General features: G+C 37.7%; 17 protein-coding genes. 6 read left to right on the plus strand and 11 right to left on the minus strand.

Translation table 11 applies throughout. The features are described 5' to 3' along the window. Positions 1-6 precede the first annotated feature (6 nt). From A6E04_RS05700 to ccoN, 5 genes are all read right to left on the minus strand, one after another. Entirely contained in the window at positions 7-492 is a 486-nt protein-coding gene (locus tag A6E04_RS05700; RefSeq protein ID WP_012550217.1) for a FixH family protein, read from the minus strand. Positions 493-564: 72 nt separating this feature from the next. Next, entirely contained in the window at positions 565-1539 is a 975-nt protein-coding gene (gene ccoP / locus A6E04_RS05705; RefSeq protein WP_012550216.1) for a cytochrome-c oxidase, cbb3-type subunit III, read from the minus strand. Beyond that, the gene (locus A6E04_RS05710) at positions 1536-1718 is read right to left on the minus strand and encodes a cbb3-type cytochrome oxidase subunit 3 (protein WP_012550215.1); all 183 of its coding nucleotides are present in this window, start codon (positions 1716-1718) and stop codon (positions 1536-1538) included. Before A6E04_RS05710 ends, ccoP begins: the two co-directional genes overlap by 4 nt. Before the next feature lie 10 nt (positions 1719-1728). Beyond that, on the minus strand, positions 1729-2340 hold the full coding sequence (gene ccoO / locus A6E04_RS05715; protein WP_017022335.1) for a cytochrome-c oxidase, cbb3-type subunit II: 612 nt from the start codon (positions 2338-2340) through the stop codon (positions 1729-1731). A 12-nt stretch (positions 2341-2352) separates the two neighbouring features. After that, positions 2353-3783, minus strand: coding sequence for a cytochrome-c oxidase, cbb3-type subunit I (ccoN, locus tag A6E04_RS05720; RefSeq protein WP_017022336.1), 1431 nt, complete (start codon positions 3781-3783; stop codon positions 2353-2355). Positions 3784-4052: 269 nt separating this feature from the next. Between ccoN and A6E04_RS05725 the strand changes: the two genes are divergently transcribed. From A6E04_RS05725 to A6E04_RS05740, 4 genes are all read left to right on the plus strand, one after another. Then, on the plus strand, positions 4053-4508 hold the full coding sequence (locus A6E04_RS05725) for a hypothetical protein (RefSeq protein WP_065610427.1): 456 nt from the start codon (positions 4053-4055) through the stop codon (positions 4506-4508). Between the two features lie 80 nt (positions 4509-4588). After that, the gene (locus tag A6E04_RS05730) at positions 4589-5791 is read left to right on the plus strand and encodes an FIST signal transduction protein (RefSeq protein WP_244886252.1); all 1203 of its coding nucleotides are present in this window, start codon (positions 4589-4591) and stop codon (positions 5789-5791) included. Positions 5792-5804: 13 nt separating this feature from the next. Beyond that, positions 5805-7889 carry an ATP-binding protein gene (locus A6E04_RS05735; protein ID WP_065610429.1) on the plus strand — a complete coding sequence of 695 codons (2085 nt, stop codon included), beginning with the start codon at positions 5805-5807 and terminating at the stop codon, positions 7887-7889. A 356-nt stretch (positions 7890-8245) separates the two neighbouring features. Then, a complete protein-coding gene (locus A6E04_RS05740) occupies positions 8246-8797 on the plus strand; it encodes a YceB family lipoprotein (RefSeq protein ID WP_023603239.1) in 552 nt (183 codons plus the stop codon). A gap of 48 nt (positions 8798-8845) precedes the next feature. Here A6E04_RS05740 and matP read toward each other — a convergent pair whose 3' ends face one another. Beyond that, positions 8846-9292 (minus strand): macrodomain Ter protein MatP, encoded by a 447-nt coding sequence (gene matP, locus A6E04_RS05745; RefSeq protein ID WP_023603238.1) that lies wholly within the window; start codon positions 9290-9292, stop codon positions 8846-8848. Positions 9293-9472: 180 nt separating this feature from the next. Between matP and A6E04_RS05750 the strand changes: the two genes are divergently transcribed. After that, positions 9473-11140 carry a S16 family serine protease gene (locus A6E04_RS05750; RefSeq protein ID WP_065610431.1) on the plus strand — a complete coding sequence of 556 codons (1668 nt, stop codon included), beginning with the start codon at positions 9473-9475 and terminating at the stop codon, positions 11138-11140. 65 nt (positions 11141-11205) lie between these two features. Further along, positions 11206-11724: a bifunctional 3-hydroxydecanoyl-ACP dehydratase/trans-2-decenoyl-ACP isomerase gene (gene fabA / locus A6E04_RS05755; RefSeq protein WP_012550206.1), complete on the plus strand. Its 519-nt coding sequence runs from the start codon at positions 11206-11208 to the stop codon at positions 11722-11724. 155 nt (positions 11725-11879) lie between these two features. On the opposite strand, the gene rmf is transcribed toward fabA, so the two are convergent. From rmf to rlmKL, 5 genes are all read right to left on the minus strand, one after another. After that, on the minus strand, positions 11880-12053 hold the full coding sequence (gene rmf, locus A6E04_RS05760; protein WP_012550205.1) for a ribosome modulation factor: 174 nt from the start codon (positions 12051-12053) through the stop codon (positions 11880-11882). Between the two features lie 200 nt (positions 12054-12253). Then, positions 12254-13927, minus strand: a complete 1674-nt coding sequence (locus A6E04_RS05765; protein ID WP_065610433.1) for a DUF3466 family protein — start codon at positions 13925-13927, stop codon at positions 12254-12256. A gap of 8 nt (positions 13928-13935) precedes the next feature. Next, positions 13936-15846, minus strand: a complete 1911-nt coding sequence (locus A6E04_RS05770) for an ABC transporter ATP-binding protein (RefSeq protein ID WP_012550203.1) — start codon at positions 15844-15846, stop codon at positions 13936-13938. Next, entirely contained in the window at positions 15827-16069 is a 243-nt protein-coding gene (locus A6E04_RS05775; protein WP_012550202.1) for a glutaredoxin family protein, read from the minus strand. Before A6E04_RS05775 ends, A6E04_RS05770 begins: the two co-directional genes overlap by 20 nt. 5 nt (positions 16070-16074) lie before the next feature. Continuing rightward, positions 16075-18192, minus strand: a complete 2118-nt coding sequence (gene rlmKL / locus A6E04_RS05780) for a bifunctional 23S rRNA (guanine(2069)-N(7))-methyltransferase RlmK/23S rRNA (guanine(2445)-N(2))-methyltransferase RlmL (RefSeq protein WP_023603234.1) — start codon at positions 18190-18192, stop codon at positions 16075-16077. Between the last annotated feature and the right edge of the window lie 242 nt (positions 18193-18434).

The raw sequence follows: 18434 nt of genomic DNA on the forward strand, positions 1-18434 counted from the left end.
ATGGTTTTATTTACCTAAAGGAAAAAAGTCTACGGTAGGGAAATTGATGCGACCTTGGATCATCCACGAACTATCATGTGGTAATAGTTCAATAAACCATGGACCCGTTAATGGTTCATCTAATTGAATGCGATAAATGCTTTTTGCATCAGATGTGAGTATTTTTGAGAAATCTCGATCTGGTAATGTTCTATGAGTAAAAATAGCTTTAATAGCAGGGTTATGTTCCAATTTTCCTTTATCTAATTGAATTTCAATTGTATCACCAAGATCGCGTACTTTTGCGAAAATCGAGAGGTTTTGAGCGACTTTTATCTTAGAAAGATCAACGTTAATTGCTTTGCCTTTTTTATAATAATCTTCAGCAACTAAATCGACATCATTGTGAACAAAAAGGACGAAAGTAGTGATACAAGCAACGACAACGGTGCCTGGAAGAATGATGAGAAACCAAGGCCAAAACTGCTTATACCAAGGTTGAGGTTGAGTCATATAATGATTCCTATTAAAGCGTGTATTAAAAAATAAAAAGCCCCTGAATATATACATTCAGGGGCTGTCTTTTTATTTATTGTTGCTTAGGCTCCAGACGTATGCGGCAAGAAGTTGTACTTTCTCTTCACCTAATACATCTTTCCATGCTGGCATTACGCCTTGACGACCATTTGTTACTGTTTCTGTTACAGCAGCGCGTGAGTCACCAAACAGCCAATCATGGTCAGTTAGATCTGGAGCACCCAAAGCAGGGTTACCTTTACCATCTGTACCATGACATGCAGCACAAACGATAAATCGTTGTTTACCTGCAGCCGCTTCTTTTACATTCACTTTACGACCAGATAGGCTAAGTGTGTAGCTGACTACTTCTTTAACACCATCTTTACCTAAAGCATCACCCCAAGCAGGCATGTTACCAACACGACCATTCATAATCGTCGTTTTGATTGCTTGTGGTTCTCCACCATATAACCATGCAGTATCGGTTAAGTTAGGGAAACCACTCATGCCTCTTGCATCTGAACCATGACATTGAGAACAGTTCTGTAGGAACAAACGTTGACCTACTTTTCTGGCTTCATCATCATGAGCAATTTCTTCTATTGCTCGGAACTCTGAAGTTCCTGGCTTATAGGCAAGTTTTGAGAATGTTTCACCAAAATTAGTATTGGCTTCATCAAGTTCACGAGCAAATTGATCCAGCGTTTTGTCTTTATGAGCTCGAGCAATAGATACTCTTGACTCTTCAACATTACGAACCGTTTGGTCTGAGCTTGTCCAGCCTAATACGCCTTTAAAATTACCTAATCCTGGGTAAAGAATTAAATAGACCACTGCAAAAGCGATGGTGGCCCAAAACATGTAAGCCCACCATTTTGGTAACGGGTTGTTTAGCTCACGGATACCATCGTATTCGTGACCCATGTCGTCACCTTCTTTAATTCCTGTTGTATTTTTCAAACAGAAACGAAGAAGTAAACCACAACCAATTAACGTACCAATGGTAATTACACTTATCCAGAGGCTCCAAAAAGTACTCATTCTTTATCAACTCCTGTCTTATTTTGGCTTGAAGTATCTTCTTGCTCATCAGCAAAAACCAAATTTGCCGCTTCTTCAAAGCGAGTCGTTTGACGTTTACTGTATGCCCAGAAAATAATACCCATCATGCTGAAAAACAGAATGACAGTCCAAATTGCATGAATAGTTCCAGCGTCCATGTGGACCTCCTTACTTCATTGCGTGACCAAGAGATTGAAGATAAGCAATAAGCGCATCCATCTCTGTCTTGCCTTTGACTGCGTCAGATGCATTTTTTACATCTTCTTCAGTGTATGGCACACCAAAATTATTACGGAAAATAGCAATTTTCTTCGATGTTAATTCACCATCAAGCACGTTTTCGGCTAACCAAGGGAAGCCCGGCATGTTTGATTCTGGAACTACATCACGAGGGTTCATTAAATGAACTCGATGCCATTCATCAGAATAACGCTCACCGACACGAGCTAGATCGGGGCCTGTACGTTTTGAACCCCATAAGAATGGATGCTCCCAAACGCTTTCACCCGCAACAGAATAATGACCGTAACGTTCCGTTTCTGCACGGAATGGTCGGATCATCTGGCTGTGACATACGTTACAACCTTCACGAATATAAATATCACGACCTTCCATTTCTAGTGGCGTGTATACACGTAAGTTATCAACAGGCTCAGTGGTTTGCTTTTGGAAAATCAGTGGGGTGATTTCAACTAATGCACCAAAACTGATAGCAACAACAACCAAAACGGCTAGAAGGCCAACATTTTTTTCTATGATTTCATGACGATTAGAACTCATAATCTGGTCTCCTTATTGTGCCGGTTGAGGAATTGCTTTTAGGCTATTCTTCGGTGAAGAAATGGTCTTATATGCATTATATGCAAGTAGGAACATACCTGAAAGGAAGATTAAACCACCAACAAAACGAACGAAATAGAATGGGTAAGAGGCTTCTAATGATTCAACAAAGCTATACGTTAATGTGCCATCAGCATTAACTGCACGCCACATTAGACCTTGCATAACACCTGAAATCCACATTGCCACGATATAAAGAACAGTACCAATTGTCGCTAACCAAAAATGAACATTGATGAGTGATACAGAGTACATGCGCTCTTGACCAAATAGTTTAGGAATTAAGTGGTACAGTGAACCAATCGTTACCATAGCAACCCAACCTAACGCACCAGAATGAACATGACCGATAGTCCAGTCAGTATAATGAGAGAGTGCGTTAACTGATTTAATCGCCATCATCGGACCTTCAAAGGTAGACATACCATAGAACGATAAAGAAACGACTAAGAATCGAAGGATAGGGTCATAACGTAGCTTATGCCAAGCACCAGATAACGTCATTATACCATTGATCATTCCGCCCCAAGACGGTGCGAATAGAACCAATGACATCACCATACCTAAAGACTGAGTCCAGTCAGGTAGAGCGGTATAATGTAAGTGGTGAGGACCAGCCCAGATATAAAGTGATATTAATGCCCAGAAGTGAACAATAGATAAACGGTAAGAATAAACTGGACGTTCTGCTTGTTTTGGTACGAAATAGTACATCATTCCTAGGAAGCCAGCAGTCAATAGGAAACCTACTGCATTATGGCCATACCACCATTGAACCATCGCATCTACCGCACCAGAATAAATCGAATATGATTTAGTCAGTGATACTGGAACAGCAAGGCTATTCACAATATGAAGAACGGCAACGGTTAAAATGAAGGCCCCAAAGAACCAGTTTGCAACGTAAATATGAGAAGTATTACGTTTAAACAGAGTTCCAAAGAATACAATGGCATAAGCCACCCAAACTAGAGTGATAGCGATATCGATCGGCCACTCTAATTCTGCATATTCTTTTCCTGATGTCATTCCTAGAGGCAACGAAATTGCTGCTGCTAAGATAATTGCTTGCCATCCCCAGAAGGTGAACGCAACTAATGGACCACCAAACAAACGTGTTTGACAAGTACGCTGAACAACATAATAAGATGTTGCAAATAGGGCACTTGTACCGAATGCGAAAATCACTGCATTAGTATGCAGAGGACGCAAACGGCTATACGTAAGCCATGGTGTGTCAAAATTCAGTTGCGGCCAGACTAATTGAGCGGCAATTAATACACCTACACCCATGCCAACAATACCCCATAGAATGGTAACTAAGGTGAATTGACGAACAACGGTATAGTTGTAGTTTTGTTCATGCTGCTGTAATTGGCTCATAATTGCATGCTTCCACTTTTTTATTATAACTACACTTTACTTTCCTTAACGCGAACAAAGTTCGCAACACCATCCAAAATTCAACTTCTTAATAATTGGATTTGTGACCCTTTTATTTTGAAATATTCTTTTTTAATGCAAAAATAGTGTTTTCGGGGTCAATGATACTTCACTTCAAAAATGAATCATAGTTGATGCCCGTAGTAAGTTTACGGTTAAGCAACATTTTTTCTTTTTTTTTGAACTAGATAACACAGGTTTTTATACTAATGGCGATAGAAAAGTTAACAGGCCCACGTTTATTTCAACTTATATTCTTATTAGTTGTGTTAATTTCAGCATTTACATGGAGAACAATTACCTATGAAGAAAACAATCCGATTAAATCAACTATAAAAACAACCGCTTTATGCGATATATCAAAGCAAGCTTGTTCATTTAATGTGGACGGAAAACAGGTTAGTATTGATGTCGAAAAAAGACCAATTATGCAACATGCTGCGCTGAGATTGTTAACGGATGGTTTAGATTCAAACTGGATCGCAGAAGCGACGAGTGTAGGTATGCAAATGGGATCTCTAAAGTTTACAATACCAACCAAGCTTGAGCAGCAAATGTCATACTCAACTTTTGTGCCTCAATGCACACACAATAAAATGACATGGCAAGTAAATTTCTCAAATGGCGAACAAGTCATAAGTGTGATATTTATTTCAGAAAGATAAAATATATCAATAGGTTATAATTTAAATGCCTATTTAATAGGCATTCACAGGTAATTATCTTTGAATGGCATAATTAAGTAATGAAAATTGGACAATTTATGCAGATAATTACCAGTGTTTCTCAATTAAATGACTCAACAGAAGCAATAAAAGAGTGCGTTAGTCAACTCAATATATCGATCATACCACCAAGTATCATTCTTTGTTATTTCACAGAGAATTATAATAGTAAGAAGATTCTTGATTATTTAAAAGAGCAATTCCCTAACAGTAAAATACATGGGTGTACTTCATGTAAAGGAGTAATGACGGATGATGGTTTCTCTTCTCATTCATCTCTTGGATTATGGGTATTAACTGATGTAAAAGGAAGTTATGGTACTGGAATTCTGGAATTGCCAAGTGAATCACATGATATTAGTCAGTTAACTAAGCAGGTTTTAAATCAAGCAATTGCTGATAGCACGAGATATGGTGAGTTGCCATCATTAATATTATTACATGCAACACCAGGGTATGAAGAAAAAATAATTGAAACAATTGATGCATTTTTTGGTACACCAGTACCATTAATTGGCGGTTCTGCTGCGGATGATTATGCAAAGGGAAATTGGTCTATTTTTACTCAGCAGGGTGCAACAAACCAAGGTATTTCAATTTCTGTATTTTACCCAACGTGTAAAGTTTCTTATTCATTTCATTCGGGTTATGCCAACTCTGGGATATCAGGAATCGCGACAAAAACCAATGGCCGAACAATATATGAAATTGATAATAAACCGGTTATTGATGTTTATAAAGAATGGACAGAAATACCAATGCAAATTGGGGATACTAAGAATCTGTTAGAACGAGTGACCCAATACCCGTTGGGAAGAGTAGCAGGAACGATGTATTCTGTACCTTATTTTAAATTAGCTCATCCCGTGAAATTTACTCATGATGGAGGGATGGAGTGCTTCGCTAAAATAAATGAAGGGGAAGAATTATTCCTAATGATAGGTGATACAGAGCAAATTATTTCTCGACCTAAAAGAGTGATCGATTCCGCCATCTGCATGAAAAACGATAAATTTGAACCTGTTGGAGGGATAAATATTTTTTGCGCTGGCTCAATGATGCATATTAATATGTACATGTCAGATGTTTGCCAGTCACTAAATGATGCTATGCACAATACCTCTTATATTTGTCCATTTACTTTTGGCGAACAAGGTCGATTTACTGGTGGTGAAAATGCCCACGGTAATTTGATGGTTTCAGCTGTTTTATTCCATTATTAGGTGCATAAATAAAGTGAAGGACTACACGGAAAAAGAACAGCTTCAGGAAGCATTATTAGAATTAAAACGGAGTAAAGAAAGAGAGGCGCATTTATACAAAGAAAATGAAGCTATTTTAAGTGGGTTATCTGCTATCTCTGATGCTCAAACCAAACAGGATATTTTTAATGAATTACTTGATGTCGTTAAAAAATTTGTTCCCTTCGACAACGCCATCGTTTTATCTTCTTCTTCTGAAATTGAACAATTTACAGTTTTAGCCTCGACTAATGAGCGCTTTAATTTATTAGCATGGGCATATAACGATTTATTTTATCGTGCTTGTCATAATGAAAGTATCGTCCTTTTTAGTCCTTGTGATAATCCACACTTTTCATTTATCCCAAAACATATCCAATCTGATTTTGAATCTATATCTTTAACTGGTATTAAATCCCATTCTGGTTATGCCATTATTATGCTAATGAGTTCTACGTTTGGTATGTATTCATCTTCGACTAAAGAAAAAATGCAGCGATTTATTCCTTTAGTTGAGCGTGCGATTATAGATATTGATTACAAAGACAGATTGCATTCATTAGTTAATATTAAAACCAAAGAATTGCATTTAAGTAATGATCGTTTTAAGGATTTTGCAGAATCTGCGGGGGATTGGTTCTGGGAGACTGATTTAGATTTTAATTTTACTTATATTTCAGACTCTACCATTAAAACCATTGTTATCACAGATCGTAATTTATTAACTCTAATCAATGATAACCCAACAACATCTCAAATTTTATCTTCAAAATCAATGATTAAGTCATTTGATGAACTCGAATGGTGGCCATCTATATTTAAACAACAGGTTTGCATGAGCATTAGTGGTACTCCTTATTTTGATGACGTTGGACAACCTATTGGTTACAGAGGAACAGCTAAAGATATATCAATAAGAAAAAAACGGCTTCAACAAATACAAAAAGCGAAACAAGAAGCTGAAACTGCCAACAAAGCTAAATCTCAATTTTTAGCTATGATGAGCCATGAAATAAGAACACCATTGAATGCAATCCTTGGTATGGTTGATGTGTTTAACGAAAGTCTTTTATCGAAAGAACAATACGAATGGCTTGATCAGATGGAGGTTTCAGCACAACTTCTGCTGGCTATTATTAGTGACGTTCTTGATATATCTAGGATAGAAGCTGGGACTTTTGTTTTAGATGAACAACCAATAGATTTATTAGAAACTATTATTAATTCAACGAATTACTTCAAGGAAAAGAGTAAAGATAAAGGAATAAATTTAACTGTTACGGTGTCACATAGTGTGCCTAACTACGTAATAGCAGATGCAGCAAGAATCATGCAGATCATATTTAACTTAGTTGGTAACGCTGTTAAATTCACCAAAAAAGGATCTATATGGATAAATATTACACAAACAGAGTATAATTCAACCAAGATAGCCATCACGGATACAGGAATTGGTATATCTAAAGATGTATTAAATAACTTGTTCCAGCCATTCGTACAAGCAGACAGCTCAATTACTCGTCAATTCGGTGGTTCTGGACTTGGTTTATCTATAATAAAACGACTTACTGAACTAATGAATGGTGTTATTTCGGTTAAAAGTGTCATTAATGAAGGCAGTACTTTTACCGTAACATTACCATTTAAAGAAACGAAAGAATGTCCAAAACGTATTACTTTAAATAATAATGACGTGACTGATAAATCAACTCGAACACTCAATATTCTTATTGCTGAAGACAGCAAAGCAAATCAAGCGGTCATTCAATTACTTCTTGAAGGTCAAGGACATCAGATAACGTTAGTCGATAATGGATGCATGGCAGTTGAAGCGATAGAAAACAAACATCAGAATTTCGACCTAATTTTAATGGATGTATCTATGCCAATAAAAGATGGCATCAGTGCGACAAAAGAAATTAGAGCGAAAGGTTATAATTTACCAATCTTAGCATTAACAGCACATGCTATGAATGAAGAAAAGAAAACATGTATAGATGCTGGTATGAATGATTTCATTTCGAAACCAGTACGAGCACAAGAATTAAAATTGATCTTAGATTCATTAAAGCTTGGCTAATCATCACTAGATAAATACGAAGTATTATTTAATGATGATTAGCTATTTTATGGTAAATACGATTATCGTTAAATAGCTTCGTTATGAACATTGGGATGGTATAGGGTAGAGAAAACAGGTAGATGATGATCCATTACATTAACCCCAAACCATATTTAACATAAGATATATAATACGCACTGTTATTGTGATTAAAATAAATGCCTATTTCATTATGTATTCTTAAATTAGCATCTATTATTAGTTTATAACCTTATCGGCTATAGAATTCGATGGTCTTAAGTTACACTACGCGCATCCAGTTAACTGTTACATTGTCACGATTATATATGAAATCTATTAAGGCATTTATCCCTATGAAAAATTTAAAGTTATTATTTTCTTTCTTGTTTGTGCTCTCTTTATCTGGCTGCACTAGTTATTCGATTACAGAACAAGAAATGACAGATTATCTAACTGATGAAATTAATGTCGATAAGTCTGTAGGTATTCCAGGCTTATTATACGCACAAGTGAATGTTGATAATGTCGATGTTAAGATTGGACGTATTGATAAGGATCGAATCAGTGTTTATGCAAATACGACGGCTGACATTCAAATGATGAGCGAACCAAACCAAACTCTCGACTTGGTTTTAGAGTTCAGTGCGATTCCTGAATACCGTAAAGAATCAGGTGAGATTTATTTAAAATCATTACGATTGGAAAAGTTTGAGGATAAAACTAATCAATTATCTCCGGAGTTAAGTTCACTCTTAAAACCGGCGATTTCAATTATTGGCTATGGATTATCAAATCAACCAGCCTATAAGCTTAATGCTAATAAACTTAAAGAATCACTTATCAAATCAGCAGAGCCTAATTTGGTTATAAAAAATAACCAGCTCGTGATCGAGCTTTTTGATTGATATAAATGATTAAGTTATAGTGCCTTAGAGCTATTGTGGATTTACATCTTATTTTAATAATTCATGTAAATCCGCTTTTAATGATGACACTGTTTGGCTTGCTTTTTCTGTTCTAGAAGCCTCACTTAGCAAATACTCAATAGTATCAGAGAGTGTTGAATCAAGGTCTTGAGCTCTAAGAGACAACTTTTCCCATACTCTATAATCTAAATCTATAGACTTCTTACGTGTATGTTCTTGTTCAGCGTTAAAGTGACGCTTTCTTTTTGCTCTAATCGCTTGTTTTAACTTATTTTGTAAATCCGGATTCATGTGTTTTTGAATCCATTCCAGAACATGAACCGGTTCATGTTCTAATTTTAAAAAGACATTAACCATCTGTTGTTCTTCACTTGAATCGATATAACAAGTAATAGATTCCCCCATACGATGTTTATTAAATAAATACATCCATTTCCAACCAGCTTCCAAGTTTTCAAGTTGTTGATATTTCATAGACAAGTACTCAATGTTAGGGGGATTATTTGGGTGACAGTGTAACTCGACTTTGTCTATTCTTCAATAAAATCACTCTATAATTAGACCTTCATCTAATTGATAATGTAAGTACTGAAAAATCAGACGTATGCAATTATGTAATGTATAATCAGTTTTATTTTTTATATATAAGTAAGCATGCAGTTAGACACGCCATTTTTACTCGAGCCTCAGTACGATAACATTCTTGATACATTGAATTTATCCCATGTCAGTGACGCACAATCACCCTATTCTCTTCAGCCTAGGTTAACCCAAGCTTTAGCGGATTTTTCTCGTATAAATGGTGTTAACATTCTGCAAATCAATGCGTTAGATAATCACGTTTATCGTGAATATGTAGCGAGTTGGCTAATATTGAATGCTGAAAATCGCGTATTAAATTCAGAAGCACCTCCTGTCATTATAGTTGAAAGCGCTTCTGACTCAGAGCTCTTTGGTGTTTACCATAATAAAAGTGATGTGTTAGAAACGGGCTTATTACAAAAAGCCGACGGCGGTTTTTTGGTAATGTCCCCAAGTGTTTTACTTGCAAATCCTCACTTATGGCCACGCCTAAAAAGTTTGCTGCAAGGCCATTCCGTTGCTATCCCCGCGAGTGATTCAAAATCACCGATGACTAACATCCATTATTTAACAGCGAATGTTAAACTAATTATTGTTAGTGACCGTGCACTTTTAGGGGAAATTGAGCTATTAGAACCCGATCTACTCGCTGGTATGTCGATGTTTTCTGAATATGAGTTGGATACACAGTTATCTAGTGACACTGTCACTGATTATGTGCTGCTAATTCAATCACTTTCAAATAAGCATAATCATTTACCACTAGCAAACGGCTCTGCGTTGCTTCCCCTACTCAAACTAGGTGCTCGTGAATGTGAAGATCAGACTCGGCTTAATTTGTGTTTATTATGGTTAAATTCTATTTTAGCGCATGCTTCTTTAGCTTCTGAATCAAAAACACATATTAGCGCTGATGATTTTACACAATCATTTGAAGCAAAATATTACGTAGAATCTTATTTACCATCCCGAGCTTTAGACGATATTTTAGAACAAAATATTCATATTGAAACTCAAGGTCAAAAAATTGGGCAGATTAACGGCTTGACTGTCGTATCAGTACCTGGTCATCCAATTTCTTATGGTGAGCCATCGCGAATCTCTTGTGTTGTTCACCCTGGTGATGGCGAGTTATCGGATGTTGAACGAAAGGTAGAGTTAGGTGGTGATTTACATGCGAAAGGCATGTTAATTATGCAAGCTTATATACTAAGCCAATTAGATACACATGAACCATTGCCTTTTACCGCTTCAATGGTTTTCGAACAATCTTATTGTGAAGTCGATGGGGATAGCGCAAGTCTTGCTGAATTATGTGCATTACTTAGTGCCCTTGCTATTACGCCGATTAATCAAAGTTTGGCGATAACAGGATCGGTTGATCAATTCGGTATGGTGCAACCCATTGGCGGTGTAAATGAAAAAATTGAAGCCTTCTTTCAGCTGTGTGATAAACGCGGGTTAACTGGAGAGCAAGGTGTTATTATCCCACAAACAAATGGAATTAATCTTGTACTTTCAGATGATGTAATTCGAGCTGTTGAGCAAAAACAGTTTACAATTCATCCTATTAGTCATGTTGAGCAAGCTGTTGAATTATTAACGGGCTTACCATTACAATCTGAAGAACATGAATCGATGTTCTCTTTAATTGCCCAACACATTGAAGATGTTGAGCATAATCCGAGTCAATGTTCTGCTCTATTTTGTCGTATTAAGAACTGGTTTAACCAGAGCTGATCAGACTTGATAAGCGTACAAGTGTTCGCTAGAATATCTACAACTTATTTAGGAGTAATACTTTAATGCAAAACAAACCTAGTTCATATGATCGCGAAGATTTACTAGCATCAAGCCGTGGCGAACTATTTGGTCCAAATGGCCCACAATTACCAGCTCCAAACATGTTGATGATGGATCGTATTCCACTAATGTCTGAAACTGAAGGTTTATTTGGTAAAGGCAAAGTTATCGCTGAACTAGATATTACTCCAGACTTATGGTTCTTTGATTGTCACTTCCCTGGTGATCCAGTAATGCCTGGTTGTCTTGGTTTAGATGCGATGTGGCAACTTGTTGGCTTCTTCCTTGGTTGGGTTGGTGGTCAAGGTAAAGGTCGAGCTCTTGGTGTTGGTGAAGTTAAATTCACAGGACAAGTACTCCCTACTGCTAAAAAAGTAACGTATGAAATCGACTTTAAACGTGTTATCAATCGTAAATTGGTAATGGGTTTAGCTGATGGCCGCGTTCTTGTTGATGGCAAAGAAATCTATGTTGCAAAAGATTTAAAAGTTGGCCTTTTCCAAGATACGTCTGCATTCTAATTAAATCGTTATTGATTGCATTACTTAAAGCTAGCACTATGCTAGCTTTATTTTTGGTACACACAATTAAGTTATAGTGCGTTAGTGTGACTGATTTAATACCTTAAATATAACTAAAGCCTCAAATAGAGGCTTTAGTCTTAAATTCTACCGTGTTATTTAAACAAACCGGACTGTTTGTCATCTCTAGCGTCTCGCCAGCCGCCAAGCCAGCATGAGCGAGCATCCATTGTTTGATATGGGCAGTTTTCTGATGAGCGGCCATTAATACCCGCTTTATACCCTTGTGATTGTGCTCGCTCTAAACGATCACGCTTTTGTCTCTTCATAGTTCAGTCCTCATAGATGTAAGTCTGTATACTTCAAAAATGTACTACTTTACTACTCATACCCTATTATTTTCCATTAGGGTTCATCACGAACATTTCATGATGACACTTTAAGAATCGGACAACTTTTCACTTTATTCAAGTATAAAAAAACCCGAAGTCTAAGATTGTGACTTCGGGCTAATTATCATTAATGGATGTTATTTACTACGTTTACGCATGAAACCAAACAAACCAAGTAATGTCAGAGCCCCAAAGCCTAATGAACCGCCTTGACGTTCTGTTGTATTATTCTCATAACCACGAGTTTCAATGTTTCGGTTCGAAGGATCCGAGATCGGAACCAATTTAACAGCTACAATTTTTTCAGTACCATTCCCGTCACCACAATATGCATCATGAGCCGTTGAATCATACTCTTGAACTGTAGATCCATTTTCATCATAACATTTAGTCGCAGTCGCCGAGATAACGCCAGCATCATTAATATCCGTCGCATCATAAATACGATATTGGTTATTATTTCCAGAGTATGTACCACCGTTCGTTAAATTATCGATGATCCATGCTTTATTTTGGAAAATATCAGCACGCGCAGATTCTGTTGGTTTGTATGGATAAATAAACGCGCGCTGGCGGCGTTGTTTACCATCATATTCACGGAATGTATCAACATCGATACGACCAACAATCTCATTGAAATTATTGATGCCACCCATCTCCCCACCAACACCATTAAAGAAGATATCGCCATCTGATGAATCCAAGAAGTGAGCCGTTGGCGAAGTCACCGAAGTAACGAATAAACGATTTCCCGCCGCCCCATTTTGGGGGTAACTACCAGAACGCTTAGCTTGACCGACAACCACTAAATTGTCATTAATGTTCGTAGCAACAGAATTAGTGTTTACGTTATCACCACTAATTTCAACCTGAGCACCACTAATTTGTGTTGATTTAATACTAGTTAAATTGCGACTTCCATCAAGAACAGCACTAAAAATAGTTGCATTCATGTGTTGGTCATCATAGTTATTGTAACCTACACCATAAAATTCAGTACCATCAACATGGAGATCACGCATACTGCCTTGAGCATAATAATCGCCATCTTTCTCGCGGTTATCATCCCAATCAATAGCAGTTAAAGTCGTTCCATTCCATACAGCAGCTTTTGAAGAGTAATAATACCTATCAGTATCAATGCCTGTTTTCGAAGTGACACTTCCGACCGTAAATTCGTTATCAGAACTCCATTGATGTGCTTGCGGCCATTTTTTTCCAGCAATATCTACTAACGTATTACCAGAAATAGGAAGGTTACGCGAAGACGCAGTGCTATAGTTACCAATAGAGCTAACGGCACCACTAACAGTGATTAATGAATTAATTACTGTATTAATCGATCCTGAAGGAGCTTCTGCTGCAGTTTCAATAAATGCTAAAGAGTTTTTATCATTACTGCCATAAATCTCGTTAGACCAACCAGTCCACTGATTATTAGCCCAGTATTCACAGGTAGAGTAGCCTAGTTGGTAAAAACAATAGTCTTCAAAGCCATCATAATCATCTTCGATATAGCCAAAGGAATTATCCATCGCAAAAGGAACTTCTTCAGTATATGAAACCCCTTCAGCACGGTCACGAGTTTCACCGGCTAATTTATACGCTGAACCTGTACCACAATCACTGCCAAAACACCCTAATGGATTAGCTGCGTTTAACGTAGGATCAGATGGCTCAATCGCAGTACCATAGTACTCAGAACCTGAAACACTTGGGGTTACTTCCACCACTTTATAAAGCGCCGCTTGCGCAGGAAGCGCAGCGGACACCAAAACAGCTAATGTGGTTAATTGTAATTTATTACTCATTTAACTTCCTATTGTAGAGCTTCAAGTTCTTCCCAACGCTCGAATGCCACTTCCAACTCTTGCTCTGTTTGAGCTAAACGTTCTAAAACAGCTTCTGTTGTTTTAGGATCTTGTTGGAAGAAAGTTGCATCGTTCACTTTCTCTTGAAGTTCTGTAATTTCGTTTTCTAATCTTTCTAATGTTTCAGGCAGCAATTCAAGCTCACGCTGTAACTTATAAGACAGTTTCTTTGGTTTCGCTTGCTCGACTACCGGGCTTTTAGCAGCAACAGATTCAGTTTTCACTTTTACTGTTGGTGCCATTGCATCACGGCTTATTTGTACATTAGCACGTTGTCGTTGAGCATCGTGATAGCCACCGACGAATTCTTCGATCTGGCCCTCACCTTCAAAGATCCAACTGGTCATTACTGTATTATCTACGAACTGACGATCGTGACTTACTAATAATAATGTACCTTCATAGTTGGCAAGTAATTCTTCTAAAAGTTCCAATGTTTCGATATCTAAATCATTGGTTGGTTCATCAAGAATCAATAAATTGTTTGGACGAAGGAATAAACGCGCAAGTAATAAACGGTTTTTCTCACCACCAGACAATGCTTTCACTGGTTGACGAGCACGTTTTGGAGAGAATAAGAAATCTTGCAAGTAGCTCAAAGCATGACGCTCACGGCCATTCACTGTCACTTCTTGCTTACCGTCAGCCAAGTTATCGATAACCGTTTTTTCAGGGTCTAACGCTTCACGATATTGGTCAAAATACGCCACTTCAAGTTTTGTACCGCAATACAATTTACCTGCATCTGGCTGTAATTGGTCAAGCATCAGTTTAAGCAAGGTACTCTTACCACAACCATTCGCACCAATTAAGGCAATGCGATCACCACGCATAACATTGAAGCTGAAGTTCTTAACAATGTTTTTACCATCAATTGAGTAATGAAGGTTCTCGGCTTCAAATACAATTTTACCTGAACGATTTCCACCATCCACTTGAATATTCGCTTTACCCACCACTTCACGGCGATCTGAACGCTCACGACGTAATTGTTTTAAGGCACGAACACGTCCTTCATTTCGAGTACGACGCGCTTTAACGCCTTCACGAATCCAAGCTTCTTCCTGAGCAAGTACTTTATCAAATTGTGCATTTTGATCAGCTTCTACGCGTAACGCTTCTTCTTTAGCCAGTAAGTACTCTTCATAATTACCAGGATAAGAAGATAAGTTGCCACGGTCTAAATCAACAATACGTGTTGCCATTGATTGAATAAATGCACGGTCATGCGAAATAAAAATGATTGAACCTTTAAAGTCTTTTAAGAAACTTTCAAGCCAAACAATCGTTGTAACATCCAAATGGTTCGTTGGTTCATCAAGAAGCAATACATCTGGGTCAGATACCAATGCACGAGCCAGTGCGGCTTTACGTTGCCAACCACCCGATAAATCGGTTAATAACATTGCACCATCAAGTTTTAGAGATTCTAAAACAGATTGAATACGTGTATCAAAATGCCATGCATTAAGGTTATCAATTTGCTCTTGTGCTCTCGCTAATTTATTAATGTTTGATTCGCTTGGATCAGTCGCTAATAAATCTAAGATATGATGATATTCTTTTAAGTATTTACCGGCTTCTGCTAGGCCTTCAGATACATAATCAAAAACACTGCCCGTTTCATTACGCGGTGGATCTTGCTCTAAACGAGAAACCACCACATCTTGATTAATTTGTAATTTGCCATCATCCATAAGGATATCACCAGCAATTACTTTCATTAGCGTTGATTTACCCGCACCATTACGGCCAACCAAACATACGCGTTCATTTTCTTGTAGAGCAAAATCTGATTTGTCTAATAACGGATGATCACCAAACGCTAATTGACCATTATTAATTGTAAGTAATGCCATTGTCTTCTAACCAATTCTTTAGTTGTGATATATCGAAGGGCCAATTAAGCTCGGATAAGCCATTAGCCACAACAGGTATTGTGACACCGTAACGAGAAAATAATACATTATCAAATGCAATGTCTACGGTATCCACTTGTTCCATATTTACACCCACCTCAACGAGCAAATCAAATGCTTGCTCGCATAGGTGGCAGCCTTCCGTGCTGTAGAGAGTTATCATTATCTCTAGTCTTCCTTGTGAGTAATAATCCAGCAGTTATGAATATGCTTATTACGAGCAAAATCTAACGGCAATGTTTGTTTTGAAATATTCTTAGCTTGAAGACCCGCTTTATCTAGCGCTTCTTCATCCATTTTAAAGTTACGTTTATTGTTAGAAAATACAACAGTACCGTCTTGACGTAACATACGTTTTAGGTTCTCAAGCAACATGATGTGGTCACGTTGAACATCAAACGTTTGGTCCATACGCTTAGAGTTAGAGAATGTTGGTGGGTCAATAAAGATTAAATCAAACTCACCTTCTGCTTGTTGTAGCCATTGTAGACAATCGGCTTGTAGGAATTGATGTTGCGTTCCTGTTTGATCATTGGTGTTCATGTTCTTCTGAGCCCACTCTAGGTAGGTACGAGACATATCAATGGTCATTGTCGATTTAGCACCACCACAAGCAGCATGAACAGTCGCTGAGCCGGTATAAGCAAATAGGTTTAGGAAATCTTTTCCTGCGGCCATATCACCAATCATTTTACGAGTTAATTTATGATCCAAGAATAACCCCGTATCTAGGTAATCTTGTAAATTAACAATCAATTTTACGCCGTACTCTTCAACATCAAAGTAACGAGATTTTTCTGCTAACTTTTGATATTGGTTTTTGCCTGACTGCTTTTGACGTACTTTCAAAATAACGTTATTGGTTTCAACACCAGTCACTAACACTGTTGCGCGGATCATGTCAGTTAAACGACGGCGTGCTTTATCTTCTGAAATTTCTTTTGGTGCCGCATATTCTTGAATGATGATGTAATCTTTGTATACATCAATTGCCGCATTGTAATCTGGTAAATCGGCATCATAAAGACGATAACAATCTAACTTCTCTTTACGTGCCCATTTGCCAAGTTTAGACAAATTCTTTTTAAGACGGTTCATAAACTCAGGAGCAACTTCAATGTTTGCCGCTTCTTTACGTTCAGCCGATTCGCTAATTGAATAGTTTTTCTGAACACAAGGTAACGCACCATTGTTCAGTTTGAATTGCTTGTCTGCACGCATACGAATACACGCAAGCAAATCATCATTACTTGAATAGATTGATGCAGTACAGCCACCAAATTGTTCTTTTAGTTGGCGACCAAATTCACTGTATAGTGCAATCAGTGCAGGTTCAGTACTTAAACGTTCACCATAAGGAGGGTTACAAATTACAACCCCATTCTCAAAGCCCTCTGGACGTTCAATCTTAGTAGCATCACCAACATCAAATGTAATTAAATCTTCAACACCAGCACGACGAGCATTATCACGAGCCGTTTGAATTACACGATAATCACGATCAAAACCGTAAAAATGCGTATCGACTTTCTTAACGCCACGGCGACTCTTAACTCGAGCTTCTGAACGAATTTCAGTCCACACTTCTGGATCAAAATCAGACAACGCTTCAAAACACCATTTTTCACGTTTCACACCAGGTGCCATTTCACACGCCATAAGTGCAGCTTCAATCAGTAACGTACCTGAACCACACATTGGATCCAATAGCGGTTTGCTTTCATCCCATGTACTGCGAAGTACAAGTGCTGCTGCTAATGTTTCACGAAGTGGTGCACGACCTGCTTCAGTACGGTAACCACGCTGATGTAAGCCTGAACCGATTAAATCAAAACCAAGAATCCCTTTCTCGCCAGATAAACGCATATGTACACGTAAATCAGGTTCCGCTTTATCAATATTCGGACGTTCTAAATCAGCCTTTGTAAAACGGTCAACAATTGCATCTTTTACTTTCAATGCACCGTATTGGCTATTTCGAATCTCACGGTTCGTACCGTTAAAATCCACCACTAACGTTTTATCTGCTGTGAAATAATTAGGCCAATTAATTGCAGAAGCGCCTAGATACAAATCCATATCATCACGAACATCAAACTCAGACAGAATTTGAATGAAACGTGAAGCAATACGGCTCCACAAACAACAACGATAAACAACCTCGATTGGGGCTTCAAACGTAACCCCTGCATAAACTAATTTTGGGTCAGTAACACCAAGTGCAACTAGTTCGTCTGCAAGTAAGTTTTCAAGGCCTTTAGAAGTGATGGCTAAGTATTTTTTCATGGGATTCTTTTGGTTATTAAATTGCCTCGCATTATACATGAATCCTAAGGAAATAGGATAAATAGATCACAGATAAACCATCCGCAAACTCTTCAAATAAAGACTATAAAAACAATAAGTTAATCCTACTGATGATGGATTAAAAAAACCACTGTTTCCCAACGGACACACTTAAGCATGAGCAGATACTCGAAAAATCTGGCCTACTCCAGAAGGTTATTTGTTGTGAAAGTTAATTACAG

It is taken from the genome of Aliivibrio logei, assembly GCF_001691055.1.
In the GTDB taxonomy this organism is placed as follows: Bacteria; Pseudomonadota; Gammaproteobacteria; order Enterobacterales; family Vibrionaceae; genus Aliivibrio; species Aliivibrio salmonicida.

What these genes read in the sequence shown, in the direction of transcription:
- A6E04_RS05700 (WP_012550217.1), bottom strand. Translation starts at nt 492, where the DNA reads ATGACTCAACCTCAACCTTGGTATAAGCAGTTTTGGCCTTGGTTTCTC.
- ccoP (WP_012550216.1), bottom strand. Translation starts at nt 1,539, where the DNA reads ATGAGTACTTTTTGGAGCCTCTGGATAAGTGTAATTACCATTGGTACG.
- fabA (WP_012550206.1), top strand. Translation starts at nt 11,206, where the DNA reads ATGCAAAACAAACCTAGTTCATATGATCGCGAAGATTTACTAGCATCA.
- A6E04_RS05710 (WP_012550215.1), bottom strand. Translation starts at nt 1,718, where the DNA reads ATGGACGCTGGAACTATTCATGCAATTTGGACTGTCATTCTGTTTTTC.
- A6E04_RS05730 (WP_244886252.1), top strand. Translation starts at nt 4,589, where the DNA reads ATGAAAATTGGACAATTTATGCAGATAATTACCAGTGTTTCTCAATTA.
- A6E04_RS05765 (WP_065610433.1), bottom strand. Translation starts at nt 13,927, where the DNA reads ATGAGTAATAAATTACAATTAACCACATTAGCTGTTTTGGTGTCCGCT.
- rmf (WP_012550205.1), bottom strand. Translation starts at nt 12,053, where the DNA reads ATGAAGAGACAAAAGCGTGATCGTTTAGAGCGAGCACAATCACAAGGG.
- rlmKL (WP_023603234.1), bottom strand. Translation starts at nt 18,192, where the DNA reads ATGAAAAAATACTTAGCCATCACTTCTAAAGGCCTTGAAAACTTACTT.
- A6E04_RS05770 (WP_012550203.1), bottom strand. Translation starts at nt 15,846, where the DNA reads ATGGCATTACTTACAATTAATAATGGTCAATTAGCGTTTGGTGATCAT.
- A6E04_RS05750 (WP_065610431.1), top strand. Translation starts at nt 9,473, where the DNA reads ATGCAGTTAGACACGCCATTTTTACTCGAGCCTCAGTACGATAACATT.
- A6E04_RS05725 (WP_065610427.1), top strand. Translation starts at nt 4,053, where the DNA reads ATGGCGATAGAAAAGTTAACAGGCCCACGTTTATTTCAACTTATATTC.
- A6E04_RS05740 (WP_023603239.1), top strand. Translation starts at nt 8,246, where the DNA reads ATGAAAAATTTAAAGTTATTATTTTCTTTCTTGTTTGTGCTCTCTTTA.
- matP (WP_023603238.1), bottom strand. Translation starts at nt 9,292, where the DNA reads ATGAAATATCAACAACTTGAAAACTTGGAAGCTGGTTGGAAATGGATG.
- ccoN (WP_017022336.1), bottom strand. Translation starts at nt 3,783, where the DNA reads ATGAGCCAATTACAGCAGCATGAACAAAACTACAACTATACCGTTGTT.
- A6E04_RS05775 (WP_012550202.1), bottom strand. Translation starts at nt 16,069, where the DNA reads ATGATAACTCTCTACAGCACGGAAGGCTGCCACCTATGCGAGCAAGCA.
- ccoO (WP_017022335.1), bottom strand. Translation starts at nt 2,340, where the DNA reads ATGAGTTCTAATCGTCATGAAATCATAGAAAAAAATGTTGGCCTTCTA.